15 protein-coding genes and 1 tRNA gene are annotated in these 19197 nt (G+C 48.3%); 6 read left to right on the top strand and 10 right to left on the bottom strand.

Going from position 1 to position 19197, the window contains the following annotated elements; all coding sequences use genetic code 11:
• Positions 1 to 3: 3 nt before the first annotated feature.
• A complete protein-coding gene (cobD, locus tag QUB63_RS27635) occupies positions 4 to 1140 on the top strand; it encodes a threonine-phosphate decarboxylase CobD (protein ID WP_332948561.1) in 1137 nt (378 codons plus the stop codon).
• Between the two features lie 314 nt (positions 1141 to 1454).
• Positions 1455 to 2933: a dihydrolipoyl dehydrogenase family protein gene (locus tag QUB63_RS27630; RefSeq protein WP_332948560.1), complete on the top strand. Its 1479-nt coding sequence runs from the start codon at positions 1455 to 1457 to the stop codon at positions 2931 to 2933.
• Positions 2934 to 3319: 386 nt separating this feature from the next.
• Here QUB63_RS27630 and QUB63_RS27625 read toward each other — a convergent pair whose 3' ends face one another.
• The 3 genes from QUB63_RS27625 to QUB63_RS27615 form a co-directional block, all read right to left on the bottom strand.
• On the bottom strand, positions 3320 to 4699 hold the full coding sequence (locus QUB63_RS27625; protein WP_332948559.1) for an ABC transporter substrate-binding protein: 1380 nt from the start codon (positions 4697 to 4699) through the stop codon (positions 3320 to 3322).
• Between the two features lie 557 nt (positions 4700 to 5256).
• Positions 5257 to 5343: transfer RNA gene (locus QUB63_RS27620), tRNA-Ser, on the bottom strand.
• A 60-nt stretch (positions 5344 to 5403) separates the two neighbouring features.
• Positions 5404 to 8067, bottom strand: a complete 2664-nt coding sequence (locus QUB63_RS27615) for a ComEC/Rec2 family competence protein (protein ID WP_332948558.1) — start codon at positions 8065 to 8067, stop codon at positions 5404 to 5406.
• Between the two features lie 12 nt (positions 8068 to 8079).
• On the opposite strand from QUB63_RS27615, the gene QUB63_RS27610 reads away from it, so the two are divergent.
• Complete coding sequence (locus QUB63_RS27610) at positions 8080 to 8298, top strand: hypothetical protein (RefSeq protein ID WP_332948557.1); 219 nt, start codon at positions 8080 to 8082, stop codon at positions 8296 to 8298.
• Between the two features lie 270 nt (positions 8299 to 8568).
• Here the strand turns inward: QUB63_RS27610 and QUB63_RS27605 are convergent, their stop codons facing one another.
• Positions 8569 to 9048 (bottom strand): DUF4079 domain-containing protein, encoded by a 480-nt coding sequence (locus tag QUB63_RS27605; RefSeq protein ID WP_332948556.1) that lies wholly within the window; start codon positions 9046 to 9048, stop codon positions 8569 to 8571.
• Positions 9049 to 9887: 839 nt separating this feature from the next.
• Between QUB63_RS27605 and QUB63_RS27600 the strand changes: the two genes are divergently transcribed.
• Positions 9888 to 10934: an endonuclease/exonuclease/phosphatase family protein gene (locus QUB63_RS27600; RefSeq protein ID WP_332948555.1), complete on the top strand. Its 1047-nt coding sequence runs from the start codon at positions 9888 to 9890 to the stop codon at positions 10932 to 10934.
• Between the two features lie 836 nt (positions 10935 to 11770).
• Here QUB63_RS27600 and QUB63_RS27595 read toward each other — a convergent pair.
• The 4 genes from QUB63_RS27595 to QUB63_RS27580 all read right to left on the bottom strand — a co-directional run bounded on the left by QUB63_RS27595 (position 11771) and on the right by QUB63_RS27580 (position 14606).
• A complete protein-coding gene (locus QUB63_RS27595) occupies positions 11771 to 12115 on the bottom strand; it encodes a DUF1815 family protein (protein ID WP_332948554.1) in 345 nt (114 codons plus the stop codon).
• A gap of 317 nt (positions 12116 to 12432) precedes the next feature.
• On the bottom strand, positions 12433 to 13164 hold the full coding sequence (gene radC, locus QUB63_RS27590; RefSeq protein WP_332948553.1) for a RadC family protein: 732 nt from the start codon (positions 13162 to 13164) through the stop codon (positions 12433 to 12435).
• 122 nt (positions 13165 to 13286) lie between these two features.
• Positions 13287 to 13835, bottom strand: coding sequence for an excalibur calcium-binding domain-containing protein (locus QUB63_RS27585; RefSeq protein ID WP_332948552.1), 549 nt, complete (start codon positions 13833 to 13835; stop codon positions 13287 to 13289).
• A 528-nt stretch (positions 13836 to 14363) separates the two neighbouring features.
• On the bottom strand, positions 14364 to 14606 hold the full coding sequence (locus QUB63_RS27580; RefSeq protein ID WP_332948551.1) for a hypothetical protein: 243 nt from the start codon (positions 14604 to 14606) through the stop codon (positions 14364 to 14366).
• A 238-nt stretch (positions 14607 to 14844) separates the two neighbouring features.
• Between QUB63_RS27580 and QUB63_RS27575 the strand changes: the two genes are divergently transcribed.
• Entirely contained in the window at positions 14845 to 15861 is a 1017-nt protein-coding gene (locus QUB63_RS27575) for a succinate dehydrogenase/fumarate reductase iron-sulfur subunit (protein ID WP_332948550.1), read from the top strand.
• Between the two features lie 97 nt (positions 15862 to 15958).
• Positions 15959 to 16150 (top strand): chlorophyll a/b-binding protein, encoded by a 192-nt coding sequence (locus QUB63_RS27570; RefSeq protein ID WP_332948549.1) that lies wholly within the window; start codon positions 15959 to 15961, stop codon positions 16148 to 16150.
• Positions 16151 to 16608: 458 nt separating this feature from the next.
• Here QUB63_RS27570 and QUB63_RS27565 read toward each other — a convergent pair whose 3' ends face one another.
• The gene (locus QUB63_RS27565) at positions 16609 to 17241 is read right to left on the bottom strand and encodes a PPC domain-containing protein (protein WP_332948548.1); all 633 of its coding nucleotides are present in this window, start codon (positions 17239 to 17241) and stop codon (positions 16609 to 16611) included.
• A gap of 346 nt (positions 17242 to 17587) precedes the next feature.
• Positions 17588 to 19036: a trypsin-like peptidase domain-containing protein gene (locus QUB63_RS27560; RefSeq protein WP_332948547.1), complete on the bottom strand. Its 1449-nt coding sequence runs from the start codon at positions 19034 to 19036 to the stop codon at positions 17588 to 17590.
• Positions 19037 to 19197 lie beyond the last annotated feature (161 nt).

Genomic DNA, 19197 nt, shown 5'->3' with positions numbered 1-19197 from the left:
GCCTTGATTAGACCTGTACACGGTGGGAATTTAGCTTGGGCAGCCGCACTGGCGGGCTGCCCTGCCTCTGCTATTCTCGATTTTTCGGCCAGTATCAGTCCTTTGGGCCCTCCTGAGTCGGCCTTGGCGGCGATTCAAGCTCACTCGGGCAGTCTCACTGCTTACCCAGACCCGGATTATGGAGAGCTCAGGGCTGCTTTGGGTGAGGCTTTGAATGTTGACCCGGATTGGATTTTGCCGGGGAATGGTTCGGCGGAATTGTTGACTTGGGCGGCTTGGGATTTGTCGAAGCTTTCGGCGACTTATTTGGTGACTCCGGCTTTTGGCGATTACTGGCGGGCTCTGAAGGCTTTCGGCGCGAAGGTGCTGGAATGTCCTTTGGATCTCAAATCGCTGGACGCGGAGCCCGTCCGCGACTTAGTAACGGATGATTTTTCGGTTTCTAACCGTTCCCTTGTCTCCCCTTCTCTGGATATCCCGGTTCCTCTTGCTCCTTGTGCCGATCGAGCTTTGCTGCTGAACAACCCCCACAATCCGACGGGTTTGCTGTTCGCTAGGGAGGCGATTAGGCCTTATTTGGAGCATTTGGGTCTGGTGGTGGTGGATGAGGCCTTTATGGACTTTCTACCGCCAGCAGAGCAGCAAAGTTCGATCGCGGAGGTTGAGGAGTTTCCGAATTTGGTGATTTTACGATCGCTCACCAAATTCTATTCTCTGCCGGGACTGCGGATGGGCTGCGCGATCGGGCATCCCGATATCCTCCGCCGCTGGCAGTTGCTGCGCGATCCTTGGCCTGTGAATGCTTTGGCTGCGGCGGCTGCTGCTGCTGCGGTGCGAGATGCTGCTTTTGAACGGCAAACTTGGGATTGGCTGCCTGTGGCTCGCCGAGAGCTGTTTGAGGGTTTGGCTAATTTACCGGGTTTGCGCCCTTTTGCCGGGGCGGCTAATTTCTTGTTGGTTGAGTCGTCGGTGTCGGTTTCTGCTATGCAAAAAAGTCTGTTGCAACGACACCGGATTTTGATTCGGGATTGTTTGAGTTTTCCTGAGTTGGGCGATCGATATTTTCGAGCGGCCGTGCGCGAGAGGGCGGACAATCTGCGGCTGATTGCTGGACTTGCGGATGTCTGTTGTCAGTTGTGAATCGCCTGATGTTGTTGGGAGTGCGAGGATTTTGCTTGCATTGCGAGGGAGATGCTCGCACTCTTATAAATTATTGGGAAGTAATATATTCTCGCTCGCGCTGTTGATTGATTTTTTGAACGAACCGCTCTCGTAGCGTTAGGCTTGCGCCGCGCGTCAGCGCTCTTGTCACTAAGAAGGAGAAGAAAGAGAAGAAAGAAAATAAAGAAATACAAATATAAAGGTTCGCTGGTATTTTTAAACTTGCTATGACTGCTGACTAAGGACTAAGGACTAAAGACTACTGACAACTGACAACTGACAACTGACTATTTATGCTTGACTACGATTTAGTAATTATTGGTGGAACGGCGGCCGGACGTTATGCTGCTTTGACTGCAACTAATTTCCCGGCTCGCGTTGCTTTGGTGGAACCGCTAAGTGACTCGCAAGATTTGCCGGCTGGGAGGAAAGAGTCGATCGACTTTGGTTTGAGATACAGCCAAACTTTGAGGGAGGCTGCTCGTTTTGCCCACCAGATCGGCCGCCAGCAATTGGGGGTTCGCTGGGGAGCGGCTAATTCGTCTGTGCCGATCGAATTGCGGTTTGATGGGGTTCTGAAGTGGGCTGACGGTGTTGTTTCTAATTTAGAAGAAATTGATGCTCTCGGCGTTTTGGCTGCTCGCGGGGTTGATATTATTTTGGGTGGCGGCGAGTTTGTTGCAAAACCGGATTTGGCTTTTGTGGCGGGCGGCAGGAAATTGCGATCGCGCTGTTATTTGCTAGCTTGTCCAACAATGCCTGCAATTCCCAATATTGAAGGACTTTCGTCTGCAGGCTTTTTTACTTCCGAAACTGTCGGGGAATTAGCAAAACTTCCACAGTTGCCGAAAAGTTTGGCTGTAATCGGTGCAGATCCCAGCGGTGTCGAAGTGGCTCAAACTCTTGCTCGGCTGGGGGTTGCTGTCACTTTGGCGGTGAAAAGTTCGCACATTTTGGCTAAAGAAGACCGCGAGGCGGCTGGTTTGGTGCAAGCTGGAATGGAAGCTGAAGGAGTGCGGATTCTGACTGCTACTGAGGTGACTCAAGCTAGGGTGATTGATGGTAAAAAGTGGATTCAAGCTGGGCCAAGGGCGATCGAAGCTGAGGAGATTTTTCTAGCTGCGGGCCGCCACCATAATTTTGCATCGTTAAATCTCGAAGCGGTTGGGGTTAAATTTAGCGATCGCGGGTTGAGTTTAAATGAAAAGCTGCAAACAACTAATTCGCGCATTTATGCGATCGGCGATGTTGCTGGCGGTTATTCCTTCCCTCACATCGCTAATTGCGAAGCTGCGGTGGCTGTGAAAAATGCTTTGTTTTTGCCGATGTTTCAAATTGATTATCGCGGGATTCCTTGGGCGATTTTTTCCGATCCGCAGTTGGCGAGGGTTGGCTTGACAGAAGCGCAAGCAAGGCGCCGTTTTGGAGACGATCTGATTGTGGCTCGCGAATATTTCAAGAATGTTGAAAGAGCTCAAATGTGCGGGGAGACAACGGGTTTTTGTAAGATTGTTGGGCGCCGCAACGGGGAGATTTTGGGAGCGAGTATTGTTGGCCCGCAAGCTGCTGAGTTGATTCACGCGATCGCCTTTGCTGTGCCCCGCGGGATGAAGGTTGAGGCGATCGCCGAACTTCCTTATATTTGGTCGAGTTTTTCCGCAATTAACGGTCAAACGGCTGCTGTTTGGGAGTCGCAGCGCTTCCGCAGCAATACTTTTTTGCAGAATTTATGGGAGAATTTGTTTTACTGGCGCAGGTATGGGAAGAAGTGAAAAAAAACAAGGGCTAATCGGGAAAAAGCTAATCGGGAAAAAGCTAATCGGGAAAAAGCTAATCGGGAAAAAGCTAATCGGTAATATCAAATCTGTAACTACGGAATTATGTCGAGCGTGCGATCGTCCCCCTAGCGAGGGCTGTCCTCACCAACGGGATGCTCGCACTGCGCTCCAAAAAATATTAGTCCCAATAAGTAATAATATCATGTCCGGTCGATTACCATAACAAAAACAGTTCGCGCGTGCCCCCTTCAGTCCGCAAAATGGAGCGGACTGAAGGGGGCACGCGCGATCGAATCTAATTGCGGTTAATGGATCGGACACGATATAACTGATGACTGATGACTGCGACAATTGCTATAGACTCGCACAATGTCACCCAATCACGGCAGCGCCACAAACTTGTAATCGTTTCCTTGGCGCTGAACTTGTACTAAAATTGGTTTGCCCGATCGATCGCCCGTTGGCAAAAACCTCACATCATCACTCGCACCGATAGCCGAGAAACTCGGATTCCTCAGTGCTTGCTGCAATCCAAACCGCGTATTGCTTTTGAGCAAACCGGCGATAACAGTTTGAGCCGCATCAAAACTTGTTGCGGTGCGCCAATTCACCATGCCTCCCCACCGCTGGCTCGCATTCTTAGAAAATGGGTTGTTGGGATTGGTGTCAGGATGCCACGGAACGGTCAAAATCAGCCCGTCAACGTCTTTTTGCCCGTCTTTTACCGTTTGAAAGGTGTACAGCGTAGTGCTGCCGTAGAGCGCTAATTTGCCTTGGTTGGCGCGGGCTAGGTCGATCGCGCGATCGATGCGATCGATGTGGGGCGCTATCATTAACGCTTGTGCACCTTTGCTAACAGCATCAGCAACGCTAGCGCTGGAATTAAAAGTCGGCGTTGAAAAGTCACAAACTACAGGCACCAACTTGCCGCCTAAAGCCGAAAACGACGCCACAAATTCATCCTTAAACGAAACGTTATCGGGAGCTTGAGAGTCATAGCAGATAGCAACATTAGTTTTGCCAGCTTTCTTAACCATATATTCTGCTAAAGGAGCCGCCATCGATTGAATCGCGGGGACTGTCCGAAAAATGTAGCTCCCAAAACCTGATAAATTGTTGGCAAAGCTAGTTGGCGTCACCATCACCAGTTGTTTTTCTTGATAGGTAGGAGCAGCAGCTAGAGAAGCATTGCTAGCATTGTGTCCGACGACTGCTAAAATTTTCGGGTCATTTGCGAATCCGGTTGCAACTTCTTTTGCAACATCTGGACTGTTGTCATCATTCGCAATCAAAACTTGCAAACCCGCACCATTAATTCCTCCTCTAGCGTTAACTTCCTCTTGAGCTTGGGCTACTCCTCGGAGAATTTCTTGCGCTACATTCGGGTTGCGGCCAATGGGAACGCTGACGGCAATTTTCAGAGGATTGTCATTGTTTACTTTGGCATTGTTCAAATAAATTACCGTCTCTGGATCGTTGCGATTTTGTTGCAGCGATGCCTGAAAATTTTTCACTGCTGTTTTGTAATCGCCCTCAGCAAAAGCTTTGACGCCTGCTTGTTTTCCTGCTGTTGTTTGCGATTGCACCAATATTTTATCTCCCAAGCTGAGGCGAGTCTCGCTAGAACCAGATGTAGGTGTATCGGAAATTTTGCCCTTGAACAAGTTGGGAATAAACTTGAATGCGCCCAAGGCAATTAAAGCAAATGCCATAAAAACAATTGGCGGCGGGCCTTTTCTTTTTTTAGGGTCTTGATACATAATGATTGATTCTCCTGAGTTCGATTTTCTTTAGATGCTTTTATTTCGGGTAAGCATTCCCTAGCACAGTCGAATCAATGCCAGAGTGGTGGGGAATGCTCCGGCTTGCAATCTGTAGAAATATCTAGATATATTTGATTTCGAGGGAGCAGGATATTAGCTGCTCGACTTTTGTGACAGTTGCTCTGTGCTGCTATCAGTTGATGTATTGATTATCAATAAAAGCTTTTTAAAAGTCAATTCATAAATTCATTAGAGTAAATCATAAAACTCATATTATTGAATTCATAAAAGTCATATTTGTGCAGATTAGTTTCAATAACTAATATCATGCCCGTTGCATTACCTTAATAAAACCAATTTTATTGCCGTTCTCTTCGGGCATGATATATTACTTACGCAATACTGTCTGTGTGAAAATACAGCAGTTGGCCGATCGATCTTTCCCAGCATAAATAAGGTGCGCAGTGGACACCTAGAGTTGAAAGTTGGGTTAGATACGCCACAAGCACCCTAGGTTAATAAGGTGCTTGTGGTGCACTTGACGTTTAGATGTACGGAGAGGGTGGGATTTGAACCCACGTTAGAGTCACCCCTAAAGTAGATTTCGAGTCTACCGCATTCAACCGCTCTGCCACCTCTCCAATTGACTTGAGATGCGAGCTAAAAGTATTTTACCGCACAGTGCGGCACATTGTAAATCCTTACAGAAAAGAAGTTTGATTTTCTTCAGATTCCAGAGTCGTCTTAAATCCCCCCGCTGGTGTCCACTGGAGGGCCCCGTCGCGCCCCGTCCAGAAAATCTGGGTTTTGCTTTGGCGCAGTTGGGCTGCGGTTTCAGGGTCGATTTCGTCAGCAGATGCGATCGCCACTTGCGGCCCAACTGCGCCCAATAACTCGGCTGTCAGGGTTTTTCCCGACCACCACAGCACTTGAGCCGGCTTCAATGTTCCCGTGGCTGCTAATTTTTTTTGCGCTTCCGGTGTCATTTCACCGACAAGCAACCAAGTACGCGCGGCGAAGCTATCCCGTTCCCCGTAGGGGTTCCCGAAGGGTAGGGAATCGCCCACCAGCAATTCTACCACCGGGATTTCCGCATCCACGAACTGCAACCGCGCCGAACCCAGATCAATTTTGCTGTTAGTTTCTAAAGGAAAGTAAACGCCTTGGCGAGATTGCACAGCCGTCATAAATTCCCGATCGCTGCCGCGGTGAATTTGTTTGGGAGCGTTATTATCATAAAACGTTTTAATTGGCAAGCGTTCTAGTAATTTTCCCCAACCGCCGCTCAAACCTAAATGACCGTGAGTGGCGATCGCAAAATTCACAGAATTAACTCCTTGCTGCTGCAAAAAAGGCAACACTGTAAACCTCACAGTATTTTCATCACCGCTATTAATTAGCGCCACTTTTCCCCGATCTTGAATTACCAAAACTGGTTCGCCAGATGTTGCCAGCAAAGTAACTTGAAACAAAGATGTTTGAACGTGCCAAGCTGGTAAAACTATGATACCAATTCCCCCCATCAGCGCCAGCGGTAAAATCCAAGCCGAAGAAATCCGCAGCGCAAAAACTCGGCTTTTCCCTTTCTTCCCTCTGCCCTTTCCCTGATTTTTCCCTCGGACTACTTCCTGTTTCCCTTTTCCCTCGGACTTTTTCCTTCTATCCGTTACATCCGTTACATCCGTTACAGAATCCGTTGCCGAACTTCCCCCCAGCCAAACCCAGCAAATTAAACCATAAAGCGCGATTAGCTGAAACACCGATACTTGACCGACAGCTACCGAATTACCGGGTAATTGCGAGAAATATTGGGCGATCGCAATTAACCCTTTTGCCGGATAGTCTAGCAGTTGGGCTAACACACTGCCAGCGGGCGGAAAAATCAATCCCGCTAAAGCGCTAACCATCCCCCCAATACTCAAAATCCACAGCAAAGGAGCCGCAATAATATTGACTAAAATGCTGTAAGGTGATACTACACTAAAAACGTAAAGTAGCAGCGGCAGCACCCAAACTGAAGCGGCGATCGGAACCACAACAATCGAAGCGATCGCGGGCGGCATCCAGTCCAACTTTTCCATCAGTGGCGGCGCTGTCACCACTAACCCCAAAGTCGCCAAAAAACTCAGTTGAAAACCTAAATCCCAAATCCACAAAGGGTTAACCAGCAGTAAAATAGTAGCAGCGATTAACAGCAATCCCAACGGCTTAACTTCGCGACTTAGCAGCAAAGCAAATACTGTGCCAAATCCCATCAAAGCGGCGCGGCATACTGAAGCTTCAAAGCCAGTTAATCCCACGAGCAAAAATAAAGCACCGACGCCAAAACAAAATTGTAACTGTTTGGAAAAACGCCTGGTTAAAGCTAGAACTAAACCCAAAACCATCGAAACTTGAGTACCCGAAGCTGCGATCGCGTGGGCCAATCCAGCTTGCACAAAAGAGTCGCGGATGTTGTAAGGTAAATCAACAGCTTGTTTGCCCAGAGCGATCGCACTTATCAGCGGGCCAGAGGGAACATTCAACTGCGATAGTTGCGATCGCACGATCCGCATCCGCATCGCTTGAATTTGCGATGGCCGCATCCCGGTTGACTCCCAGAAAGCAGCCGTTTTGCTGTTAAGTCGATTTACATCCGCGATCGCATTTTCTCTCCTCCAGTCAATCTGACGCCCTTTGAGCCCTGCAAAAGCCCCTTCTCTAGCTAAATATGCTCGAAAATCAAAAGCCCCCGGATTAGACGGCGGCTGCGGTTTGTACAGCGATCCCACAACTGCGATCGTATTGTCGGCGTACAAGCCCGTTGCTTGCAGCAGGGGCACTGTAACGTAGAGTTTGCCGGATACTGGGCGGTTGACGACTACTCCTCCTTCGCCGCCGTTGATTTCGCTAACTACATCTGTGTCTAGCCAAAATTGCGATCGGCCACTTCGAGTCAATCGGGGCGTACTGGCAAGTCTACCGCGAACTGTCACCGCCACTTCTTGAGTATTTCCGCCAGCGGGAATCAATTTGCTGATGTCATTAATTGCCGGTTGGGGCGATCGAACTGCAAAATAAACGCTAGCTAGAAATGCCACCAAACCCGCAACTGCCCACACCCATTTTGCTCTCGGCAGCCTCTCCCACCACCTCAATTCTTCCCTCGTCTCTAAGGGTTCTTCAATAGAATCTTTTTTGGTTCTGCTGCGTCTTTTCTTAGTTTTTTTGAGAGAATTCCTAGTATACTTTAACAACAATTTAGGCATGGCGACTGCGATCGCTATTCCCAAAGCAAGTATCCCGTATCTACCCCAGGAAACCCCTGTAGAAATCAATCCTACAATGTAGGCCAGACAGAAAATGACACCCGTTGCTTGATTCATTAATTAGCAAGTATGGAAGAAGAAATAAGTCATCAGTCAAGAGTCAAGAGTCATCAGTCATCAGTCAAGAGTCAAGAGTCATCAGTCAAGAGTCATCAGGCAGAAGGAAGAAAAGCAATGGTTCCCGCAACTAATAACGTCCTCACCGTCTTGGTAGTTGTAAAATTAGCACTTTTGGCTGTCACAAATATAGTTTGTTTTACTTTTCAAAACGGCACAACTTCAGCTTAAAACCCGACTAATTTCGCTTTGATTCTTCGTCTCCATCCCCCTCGCATCCCCTACAAAAGGGGAGTAAGGGTTGACGCAAGAGCGCTCCAGTCCTTCCCTTTTTTCAAGAGAGAGATACTTTGCCTCTCTTGTCCACCCCCTTTTAAGAGATACTTTGATTCTCTTGTCCCCCCCTTTTTAAGAAATACTTTGATTCTCTTATTCCCCCCTTGATTCGGGGGGCGCCGGGGGGATCGCAGCTAATCTGAACGACAAAAAACTGGTACTAGGTTAAATAGACAAACCCAATTTTAAACCGAAAGCCGCGTGCAGCACCATAAGTGCTAAAGCAGTCGTGCCCAAATAAGCGTGAACCGCGCGCAGTGCTAGCTTATTGCCTCCAAAACCCGTCAGCGAAATCAAGCAGCCAACAGCCAGCAAAACCAGCACTCCCGAACCCGTCCAAAAGTGCGGGCTTTCCATGACAGGCTTGTGCTGCATTACCAGCGACAGTAAGCCGCCTGTGTAGCCTAAAGCTAGAAACAGAAACATCCACGGTGCTAGCTTGCGGTGATCCGATCGACTTTTGAGGGCGACATCCTTATCGGCGGCCAAACGGCCCTGCCATCCCGTATACCCGACAAAACTGCCCATCGCCGCCACCACGATCCCCATCATTACAGGATGTCCCCAATGGGTAATCGGTTCGGGAATTCCCAGACTGCGAAATTGACTGGCGATGGGTTCTAGTAGTTCGCTTAAATTTACCATTTGATGCTGACTCCAAGCTTGGCGATAAATATTTTTGGACTAATTATTAAAATATTATAAAATGTTTAGTGTAGCAACTGCGCTCGCCCACTTCTTTGAGCCGTTTAACCTGAGGGCCAAACATTGCCCAGAAGCCTAGATATACGCCAAACTTAGCCGGTTTTAGCCGACTGTGAGATTTTTACAGCAGTGATGCTACTTCAAGTTAATTGTTAGCCTTCTCGGCTAAATCTAAGGGCAAAATCAACGTAAATCACCCGTATGCCAAACCCTGGGGTTGCCCTTTGCCCCATCTTCACAGCCCCATCCTCACTCTCGATGTTTAATTTTACTACCCTACTCAAAGTTAATTTCAAGTCTGTTGACTTCTGAATACCTTTAACAGCAATTTACGTTATTGGGCCGACTCTCGTAGTTCCACATTTGGGCAGCCACTCTCAAGGGAGAGTCATGGGAAGGTAGAAAGTAGAAGGTAGAGTTTAAACCGTTCTCTAAAACTTGATGAGAACTTCACCAGTTGTAAGCTGATGTTCTCGAACTGCTTCACTCTGGGGAGTCGGCTCCTACCAGTCCACAGGCTTAACATTAGGAGTAGGGTGCGTGAGAGTGGCTATCACGCACCCTTGCGATCGGAATCACACAGGCTCGGGGAGTGTCAATTAGGCAACTGTTTTTAATCGCTGTTTCCAGCCAGAACTGTATAAAATAAAAGAGCCGGACACAGGAGAAGTGTATTGCCTAGCCTCAGCAGGGGATCTGCCATTTCAGCTCATTTGAACTCAGCAGTATCCTGTTTTTTGTCCCCACACCAGTAAGAGGATGCTATTGCAGACGGCGCTATGATTAAGCCTTACCGATTTTTGCAGCGAATTGCTCAACTGCTCGCCTACGCCTACTCAGCACTGATTGTCGGCTATCTGATTGTGAGACCGATCTTTTGGGACAGGCTGTGGCCGATTGCCTTGATGGGGGATTTTGTTCCTTGGATTTTCTTGCCAATCTTCCTGCTGCCAATTCTAGGGTTTTTTCTCATAAAGAAACGCTGGTTCGCGATTGTTTCATCTGTGGCTTGCATCTGCCTGCTGGGTTGGCTGCACGTCACCTACTTTTCTCCCCAGCCGGCGAACATCAGTGACTCCCAGCCAACCCTCAAGGTTTTTTCTCTCAACCTCGGCTGGCATCACAAATCCCCACAAGCTTTGGTTAACCTAATTCAGGAAGAAAAACCAGACCTCATTTGTTTGCAAGAAATTAAGGAGGATTACGCCGACGAAGTATTCTCGAAGTTGGCCACATTATACCCGCACCACCGGGGGCGCGGATACCATGTGATTCTCAGCAGATACCCCATTCGCTCTTTCCAAAGCTTACAGCTAGCGGGTGGGAACGAACCACAGGAACGAGCTATTATCGAAATGAACCAGCAAGATGTAGTTCTTTATAACATTTCAACAACCCCACCGTGGTTTCGCCAGCATAAAATTTTGCCTTTCCTCAAAATCCCAGTTTACGAGTACGGCGACCGACCGGCACAAATTCAAGATTTAGTGCGGCGACTCCAGAAAGAAACGCTGCCGACTATTGCCGCCGGAGACTTTAATCTGACTGACCAGTCTCAAGACTACTATTATTTGAGAGCGGTTATGCAAGATGCTTTCCGAACAGCAGGACTGGGTTTTGGCTTTACTTTTCCTCACGGGTGGGATCTGAATTTACTGGTTAAACAGTTAAACTGGAAATTAACTTTTCCCCTGGTGAGGCTTGACTATGTTTGGTATTCTCAGCACTGGGGGGCAACATCAGCCAAGGTTTTACCGGCAATTGGTTCAGAGCATCTCCCGGTGGGGGCCCAACTGCGGATGCAACCGGAATTAGGACGAGTGTAGGGGGTGCGTAACACTTTGGTGGGGCACCACAAGGGCATTGGTGTCAATTTAAGCTCCGGGCGAAGGTCATGATGCTGTTGGCGAATCCGTCAAGGGTGACACCCCACATTTGCTCTCGTCGCACCCCTGTTAGATCATTTCCGGTAATTGCCCGCAATTAATTTTTCTATCCTTCTTTCTCTTTCTTCTTCCTTCTTGGCGTACTTGGCATCTTGGCAGTTCATTATTAAACCCCCCCAAGGAAACAAAGTATTGATTCGCCAACACTCTCATGGAATTCGCGACTATCCAAACAAGGAATTTGAGACAAATGAAGATGTTTTCAATCAAGCACAGACTAATGGCTCGAATTAAGCCTTACCGGCTTTGCAGTTGACTGCTGAATTGCCCCTAGGCCATAGCCCCCGGTCTGCGCTTCACCCAATCTTCACAGCCTCATCCTCACTTTGGATGTTAAATTCTACCTGCCTGCTCAAAGTTAATTTCAATTCCTTGACTTTTGAATGCCTTAGTGAGAAATTAACATCGCAGCCGACGAGCAGTCGCACGTCTACATTTTGCTAATCGCTCTCAAGGGAGAATCAACTGCTGCGAAAAAAACTAGAGGTTCCAAGTTGGAGACTTCTTGCATAAAGTATGCAGTCCCAGGAGGGCCCACTTCGATCGACTCAGCGCTAAACTGAGCGTCCCAAGGCACTCTGAAAGCACCCTTGTCTGTTGAGCAGCCAGGGCTGTGCAACGACGCGTGAACCCTCTCAACTAACTCGCTGGGGATTCGGTTGTAGCATCTGAGCACCGACTTTCTGAAAGTCGCCTTCCTCGGAACCGTGCAATCGCTAAACTCGCTGCGCCGTCGCTAAAGTAGCTTCCGAAGGTTGGATCTGGTACTTTACGAGATTTGCCAGTTCTTGTAACTGACTAATAGCTTCTGCACCTTCTAGTTTCATCAGTTCGCGGTCGTCCCGCATCTCAGTCCAAGTGATACCGTAATCTGACACTAAAAATCGAATCAGATGGTTGTCCGTCAAACTGACCATAAATGAGGCACTGTTCATCTGACCCCCGCAAGTGTAGCAGGATGCCAGATAACCCCGATGCTCTAGCACGATCGCCAAAGCTTGGAGGTTCATTACCAAATCTTGGACGAATTTACGGTGTTGTTCTGCAAGTCTCAGAAACACAGTTTTCCTCCTATCACCACACCGTGTATTTTAGACCCAATTTAATAATTTCTTAAGTATTGGGCATTTAGGTGCTGGTTCAGTATACGTTTAGTATGCTCAAAAAAAATCGGATTAGCGACCTCTTCAGCCTACCTTTACTAGATTAACCGAGTTGCGATCGAAACTAAGTATCAGCAGCGACATTCAGCCAAAACACGCTGTCGCCCGGGACTCCAGGCGAAAAATTCCCCTGCTGTCACGGCTGATTCAGGCGTCGGACAGCCCAAAGATACAAATAACTAATGATAGCAATAGAGTTAGTTAAGTATAAGAGTTCAATCGCCCTGGGGATACTCGTCCCAAAGCGTCGTCGTCTGCCGCAAGCTCCGAAAATTGCCATTTCCCAAAATCAAGTGATCCAGCAGCGGAACCGACAAAAACTGCGCTCCCGCCAGCAACTGCCGCGTCAAAGCAATATCCTCCGGGCTCGGCTCCACACTCCCCGATGGGTGATTGTGCGAGATAATCGCCCGCGTCGCCCCTTGACGGATGATCTCCCGAAAAATATCCCTCGGGTGAGCTAAAGTTTCCGTAGCTGTGCCGATCGTAATTACCTGAGTACCCAGCAGGCGATTTTTCACATCCAACAGCACCACAGCAAAACGTTCCTGAGACTGCCACATCAAATCCTGACTCAGCGCATCCGCCGCCGCTTGCGGAGAGTCAACCACCGCCATGTCCGGCGGCCGGGACTGAAACACCCGCTTCCCCAACTCCACCGCAGCCAAAATCCCAGTCGCCTTAGCAGGCCCGATCCCGTGAATCTGCGTCAACTCCTGCACGCTAATATTCCGCAGCACTGCCAGAGGGTCGCGCTGGTGCTGGCTCAACTGATTTAGAATATATTGTCCCAACCCCACTGCCGAAAGTTTGCCCTTTCCCTGACCGGTACCGAGCAAAATCGCAATCAATTCCGCAGTCGCCAAACTTTTCGGGCCGCCCGCCATCAGCCGCTCCCGCGGCCGTTCGCTAGTCGGCAAATCGACAATTCTCAAGCTGTAAGTCATAGCTGCACCAGCACCGCAAGCTCAACAATTACATAATGTTAGCCGATCGATTTCCATCTTCAAATCAGTACAATCACCCAAAAAAGCCAAGGTATTAACCGAGGCTGTTGGCGATCGCACATCTAACGCAGGGTTTCGCAAGCGATCGAGTCTCGATCTCGATCGAGCTTAAACGGATCGCCCGGATATGCCTCTAAAACTCGCTGCGCTAGGGCTTGAGTCGCAAAGTCTGAACAGTCGCAATCCGAGTTAACGCAACTCGGAAAATCGACACTTTTAACCTTGGGTTTAGAAGACTCGTAGATCGCTTTCTTGGTATCTTCCTGTGGCTGCTTTGCATCAAGAGCAATCTCTGCGGTTCGTTCAACAGATTTGACTGAAGATGGCAATTTGCGATCGGGCCCTGTCGAAAGCAAGTGAGGTACCTCCGCAGAAATTGCAGCTTTCGGTGTTGGTAATAGCGTTTTCACAGTCTCCGGCTTGGGTGTCGGCGCTGCCGAAAGCGGTGACGGCTTAGGGGTTTGAGATGATACTAGCCGATCTGTCGGGGCAGGAGGCGCCACCGAAACTTGGCTTAGCGGATTGGGTGCGGTGACGCCAACAAGTACAAACGAAGCCGCCATCAACCCACCGTACATCGCGGCCGATCGCTTGCGGGTTGGTGCGGCCACCCATTTCGGATTAACAATGCCCAGAAAGAAGGCAGGGATCGACAATAGAAAGCTTAAGACGAAAAAATTAAACATAGCGACTTTGGCCCGTAAAAAATAGAAGTAGTCCAGGACGCAGAAACGGTTTTTTTTACCCAGATACGAGGTGGATGGCGAGGGGTATCTGTTTAAAAAAATTAAAAAAGCCCGTTTCTTTAATTCCTGTGCCCAAGTCCTGAGAACTTAACTTCCTTATTTAGCGGCAGGCCAACTCACCAATCCCTATGATTTACGAAATAAATAGGACGCTGGACACCAGACGATAGGAAACCTGGTTTCTGATTGTATTTCTTCTTACTAAACCCACGATTTTTTCCTACAGTTCGCGATCGCACTCCGACCCCGAGAAACCGGAGTTTTTAATGGCAGTAAATGACTAGAACCAAGTATTTTCCTTAAAAAACTCGGTTTCTCGCCCCAACCGGGCGTAAGTCCTGGTAAAATTTCTCGTAACGCTGCCAGAAAAGTGAGGTGCATACGCAGCTACATTCAGCGTAAAAGTTGGCGCACCCTAAATTCTGGCCGTTCTGTTGAGGCCAGCAGCCCCGAGGTAATAGGCTGCGGCGGTTTAGGTGCTGCGATGCCAACCAATACAAACGAAGCCACCATCAAGACGCCGTAAACAGCGACAGATAGCTTGCGAGTTCCCAGTCCCACCCATTGAGGATTTACCAAACCCAGACAAAACGCTGGCGTTGAAAACATGAAAGTTAAAACAAACAAGCTGGACATCAGGCACCTCCGACTCGCGAACTGCACCGAGCAATTACTTGTCTCTCCAATTATCACCTCAAAAATCCGCTTAAAAAAGTTGGGATTTAGGATTTATAACTTGAGGATTATTGCTGTTTATCAAACAATAATAAAACTGCTTAAATCTCTTACTTTAGGTAGTTGTTAAAAAATAATAGTCTTTTATATAACCCGAAAAATCCAGCTTAAAATAAATGATAAATTCCTCAGTCAAAATATGCAAGTCCGCTTTAACGTAGTCCGCCAAAATCAAAACGAGGCTCCCCGCGTTCATACTTACACCCTAGACGTGGATGAGAGCAATACCATTCTAGACTGCCTCAACAGCATCAAGTGGGAACACGACGGCACTTTAGCTTTTCGCAAAAATTGCCGCAATACAATTTGTGGCAGTTGTTGTATGCGAATTAACGGTCGATCGGCATTAGCTTGCAAAGAAAATGTCGGCAGCGAACTCGGCAGACTGCAAAAAATAGCCCATTCGAGTTTAGCAGAACAGCCTGCAGGTTTCATCCCAGAAATTACCGTCGCCCCCATGGGAAATATGCCGGTAATTAAAGATTTGGTTGTTGATACGACCAGTTTTTGGGACAACCTCGAAGCAGTCGAACCCTATGTCAGCACCGCCTCGCGAGCAATTCCCGAACGGGAATTTCTGCAAACTCCCGAAGAGCGATCGAAACTCGACCAAACTGGCAACTGCATCCTCTGCGGCGCGTGCTATTCTGAGTGCAACGCCCGCGAAGTCAACCCGGAATTTGTCGGCCCCCACGCCCTCGCCAAAGCTTACCGCACGATCGCCGATTCCCGCGACAGCGAAACCGAAAATCGGCTGGAAAAATACAACGAAGGCACCGCAGGCGTCTGGGGATGCACCCGCTGTTACTACTGCAACTCGGTTTGTCCGATGGAAGTTGCGCCGATGGATCAAATTGGTAAGATTAAACAGGAGATTCTCGATCGCAAAGACGACCAAGCCAGTCGATCGATCCGCCACCGCAAAGTCTTAATCGAGCTCGTCAAAGAAGGCGGCTGGATAGATGAGCGCAAATTTGGCATCGAAGTAGTAGGAAATTACTTCCGCGACGTTAAAGGTTTGCTGAGTCTGGGCCCGCTGGGTTTGAGAATGATCGCTCGCGGCAAATTCCCGCTGTTCTTTGAGCCTTCTGAAGGTACCGAAACCGTGCGAAATCTGATCGAATCGGTGCAAAGTTTAGAAAAGTCGGCAGATTAGCGATCGGCTGTCATTTTCCTTGTAAATTAGAAGTTGTGCGATCGTCGCAAAGCTTCCCCAAAATCCTTACTCAAAACTCGCAACTCAAAACTTTTAAATGACTGCTAAAACTCCTCCATCCCCAAAACCGACAACCCCAAATACCCCAACACCAGCAGAACCCGCCTTTGGCTGGAATGCCTACGCCGAACAAATCAACGGACGATTTGCGATGGTGGGATTCGTGGGACTTTTGCTGCTAGAATTTTTTACCCGCCAGGATTTTTTCACCTGGCTGGGCCTGCGTTAAATTCAGAATAACTCGGTGTACAGCCACTGATGCGTAATATCATGTCCCCTCAAACGACACAATAAAATTGGTTGGTAGTGAGGACTTTAGTCCTCTGATTATCAAAACAAAAGTCCTCACTACAAACACCTCGATCCAGGTAATTTACCGCAAATTATATAGCAATCGCCACCGCGGTGAGGACATAAATAACCTCATGAATAGAGCCTATAGCCCATAGCATAAACGGTTTGATTTCCGTACTGTGCAACTGTCAACTGTCCACTGCTATATCAATCCTCTTCATAAAAAAATCTGGTTAAAAAATAGATAATTATCCATTTTTAACCAGCATCCCAGCTTGTCACAAGCGGAAATCGAGTTAAGTTGTTGCAGATAATTTAACCTGTACTTGTCAGGCAAGGCAAGCAACCCGCAGCTTGAGGAATTATTGACATAGATCCTCAATTTCAAGCCAATTAATTTCCCGTTGTTTCGCGGACGGTCAAAGTGTACTTGCCTCTACCTTTTGGAGGCGGATCGTAAGCATTGACAATAACGCGGTAGCGACCGCTCGCAGACAAGGTAACAGTAAGCTCTGAATTGGCATTTTGCTGCGTGACATCATCATTTTCAGCAAGTAGCTCGCCCTGGGAGTTGAAAATAGCGAGATAAGTATCAAAATCGGTACTTTCTAGGGTAATAACCACTTTCTGACCCAGAGTGCCTTCAAAGGTATACTCGTCGTACAAACTGCTGTCCGAGGGCAGTACAGAAGACTTAGCAGGGGTGAGTTCTCCGTTTTGCTCTAAAATGACCTTAGATGAACCCCCAGGAGGACTCGGCGTAGGTTGTACATTTGGGGTCGGAGTTGGCGAGGGCTTTGGAGATGGCGACGGAGATGGCGACGGATTGGGGCTTGCTTGAGCTAAAACAGCCTTGCCAGCATGACTCGCATCATGTGAATTTTGAGGAAATTCTGCAGAAACGATCGTGAAACTGCTATTAGTAACTGCACCTGAATTTGACACTGGCACGGAGAGAGTCGGCTTGCCAGAAAAAGTAGCTAGTAGAGCAATTGGCGCGATCGCCCAAAATCTAACTTGACGCATGAATTACCTCGATTTGCAACGCAGGAAGAGTTGACAGTTGACCTGTGACAGTTGACCTGTGACAGTTGACCTGTGACAGAAGAAATAGGGAATAAGAAATCAGAAAGAATAAATCTTCATTCAGTTGACAGTTGACCTGTGACAGTTAAGGGCGACCTCTACCTGGAAGGAAGAGGAGTGGAGCAATGAATAGTCTTCTTTTAATTTCTCCCTAAAAGGGAGAGGCTTTAAACCAATTCTTTGTGGTAAAGAAGAAAGAAAAAAATCGATTCATTCCCAATTACCAATTACCAATTACCAATTCCCAATTAACCATTCCCAATTACCAATTACCCATTACCAATTTTCAACGGACATTTAGACTGTAACGACCCCGACCTGAAGCATCATAAGCATTGACAATCACGCGGTAGCGACCAGTAGCTGGCAAAGTAACGCTCAGAAACGCATTTTTAGTCGAATCGCTCGCATCGTCATTTTCTGCCAGTAATCGGCCGTTAGGGGCAAAGATAGCCACATAGGGATCGAAATCTGTACTTTCGAGGGAAATTGTTACAGACTGACCCGATCGACCTTCAAAAGTATACTCGCGATACAGACTGTTATCAGACGGCAATACCGGACCGCCTGCGACTAAAGCGCCTTCTTCTTGCAAAATCGCCCGAGAAGGCGCGGTAGGAGCACTCGCTTTTAGTTCTAACGTATAAGCCCCCGACTGCCTAGCTTCGTTGGAATTTGCCAGCAACGTGTAAGTGCCATCTGCTGGCAGCCTGACTGTAATTCTGGCGTTTTTATTGCCCGCTCCGTTATCATCTTGCGCGATTTCGCGCTGGTTGGGCCCGAGCAAAATTAAATAAGGGTCAATCTCTTGACTTTTCATTTCTATGGTGATTTGCTGGCCCGCTTTTCCCTCAAAGGAGTAGAGGTCAAAAAAGCTGTTGTCTGCGGGCAGAACGCCAGACTTGTCGGTGAGTTTGCCCGTGACGGCGGGCCCGTTTAACGCAACTTTTTGAGGTGATTTGTTGCCAAAGGGCGATCGCCTCTGAGCAACGCGGGGTGCTCGCCCTTCTCGCACCGCTGTCAGGAAAGCGGGCACTTTGTCCACAGAAATTGCAAAACCGATACCGATATTGCCTCCGCCCTGACCGCGAGTAAAAATAGAAGTATTGACACCGATTAATTCTCCAGAACTGTTGAGCAGCGGGCCTCCTGAATTGCCGGGATTGATGGCGGCGTCGGTTTGAATTAAGCTCCGTTCCTGGTCGATGCGGCTGACGATTCCGACTGTAAAAGTACCTTGAAATCGACCGAAAGGATTGCCGATCGCAAATGCTTGTTGTCCGACTTTCACCGAACCGGGACGGGCTAAAGGAATTGTGGGCAAGTTGTTTTGACCGCGAATCTTCACCACGGCTAAGTCTAAACCTTCTTCGCCGAATCCGACGACATCGGCGACAAGTTTTCTGCCGTCTGACAGAATTATATTCACTGTACCGCCGGCCGAAACAACGTGGGCGTTGGTTAACACCATGCCGTCGGGGCTGATAATTGTGCCGCTGCCGTTAGATTTAGCTGTATCGACGGTAACAACCGCCGGACTGGCTTTTTCGTAGACTCGAATATTCGTTTGTTCTTCGGCATTTTGGGCGATCGCGCCTGGGGAACGCACCGAGTTAAATTCCGTTAAATTTGCCTCCGGCCGTCCCAGAGGCGCCTTAACAACCGCAGCAGCGCTGGCTGCAACCCCAACTGTTAAAATTCCTGATACCGCTAAACTTAGAAATTTGAAATTCATGCTCGTGAATTAGTATTTTTTAACTGTCGGCAGGTAGCAGTTCGGTTTTCGGACTCACTGCTAACTACGGCCTGTAATTATTTTAGGACTTGCGGAAAGGTAATGAAAAATTTAAGCTTGAGATTGCTTCGAGATGAGCGATCGGCTGAGTTTTGAGGGAA

This window comes from Microcoleus sp. ARI1-B5, from assembly GCF_036705795.1.
GTDB lineage: Bacteria > Cyanobacteriota > Cyanobacteriia > Cyanobacteriales > Microcoleaceae > Microcoleus.
The sequence above is the reverse complement of the archived record's forward strand: the minus strand, read 5'-3'. Positions and strand labels throughout refer to the sequence as shown.

What these genes read in the sequence shown, in the direction of transcription:
- QUB63_RS27605 (WP_332948556.1), bottom strand. Translation starts at nt 9,048, where the DNA reads ATGGTAAATTTAAGCGAACTACTAGAACCCATCGCCAGTCAATTTCGC.
- QUB63_RS27575 (WP_332948550.1), top strand. Translation starts at nt 14,845, where the DNA reads ATGCAAGTCCGCTTTAACGTAGTCCGCCAAAATCAAAACGAGGCTCCC.
- QUB63_RS27565 (WP_332948548.1), bottom strand. Translation starts at nt 17,241, where the DNA reads ATGCGTCAAGTTAGATTTTGGGCGATCGCGCCAATTGCTCTACTAGCT.
- QUB63_RS27615 (WP_332948558.1), bottom strand. Translation starts at nt 8,067, where the DNA reads ATGAATCAAGCAACGGGTGTCATTTTCTGTCTGGCCTACATTGTAGGA.
- QUB63_RS27625 (WP_332948559.1), bottom strand. Translation starts at nt 4,699, where the DNA reads ATGTATCAAGACCCTAAAAAAAGAAAAGGCCCGCCGCCAATTGTTTTT.
- QUB63_RS27600 (WP_332948555.1), top strand. Translation starts at nt 9,888, where the DNA reads ATGATTAAGCCTTACCGATTTTTGCAGCGAATTGCTCAACTGCTCGCC.
- QUB63_RS27610 (WP_332948557.1), top strand. Translation starts at nt 8,080, where the DNA reads ATGGAAGAAGAAATAAGTCATCAGTCAAGAGTCAAGAGTCATCAGTCA.
- QUB63_RS27630 (WP_332948560.1), top strand. Translation starts at nt 1,455, where the DNA reads ATGCTTGACTACGATTTAGTAATTATTGGTGGAACGGCGGCCGGACGT.
- QUB63_RS27580 (WP_332948551.1), bottom strand. Translation starts at nt 14,606, where the DNA reads ATGTCCAGCTTGTTTGTTTTAACTTTCATGTTTTCAACGCCAGCGTTT.
- radC (WP_332948553.1), bottom strand. Translation starts at nt 13,164, where the DNA reads ATGACTTACAGCTTGAGAATTGTCGATTTGCCGACTAGCGAACGGCCG.
- QUB63_RS27570 (WP_332948549.1), top strand. Translation starts at nt 15,959, where the DNA reads ATGACTGCTAAAACTCCTCCATCCCCAAAACCGACAACCCCAAATACC.
- QUB63_RS27560 (WP_332948547.1), bottom strand. Translation starts at nt 19,036, where the DNA reads ATGAATTTCAAATTTCTAAGTTTAGCGGTATCAGGAATTTTAACAGTT.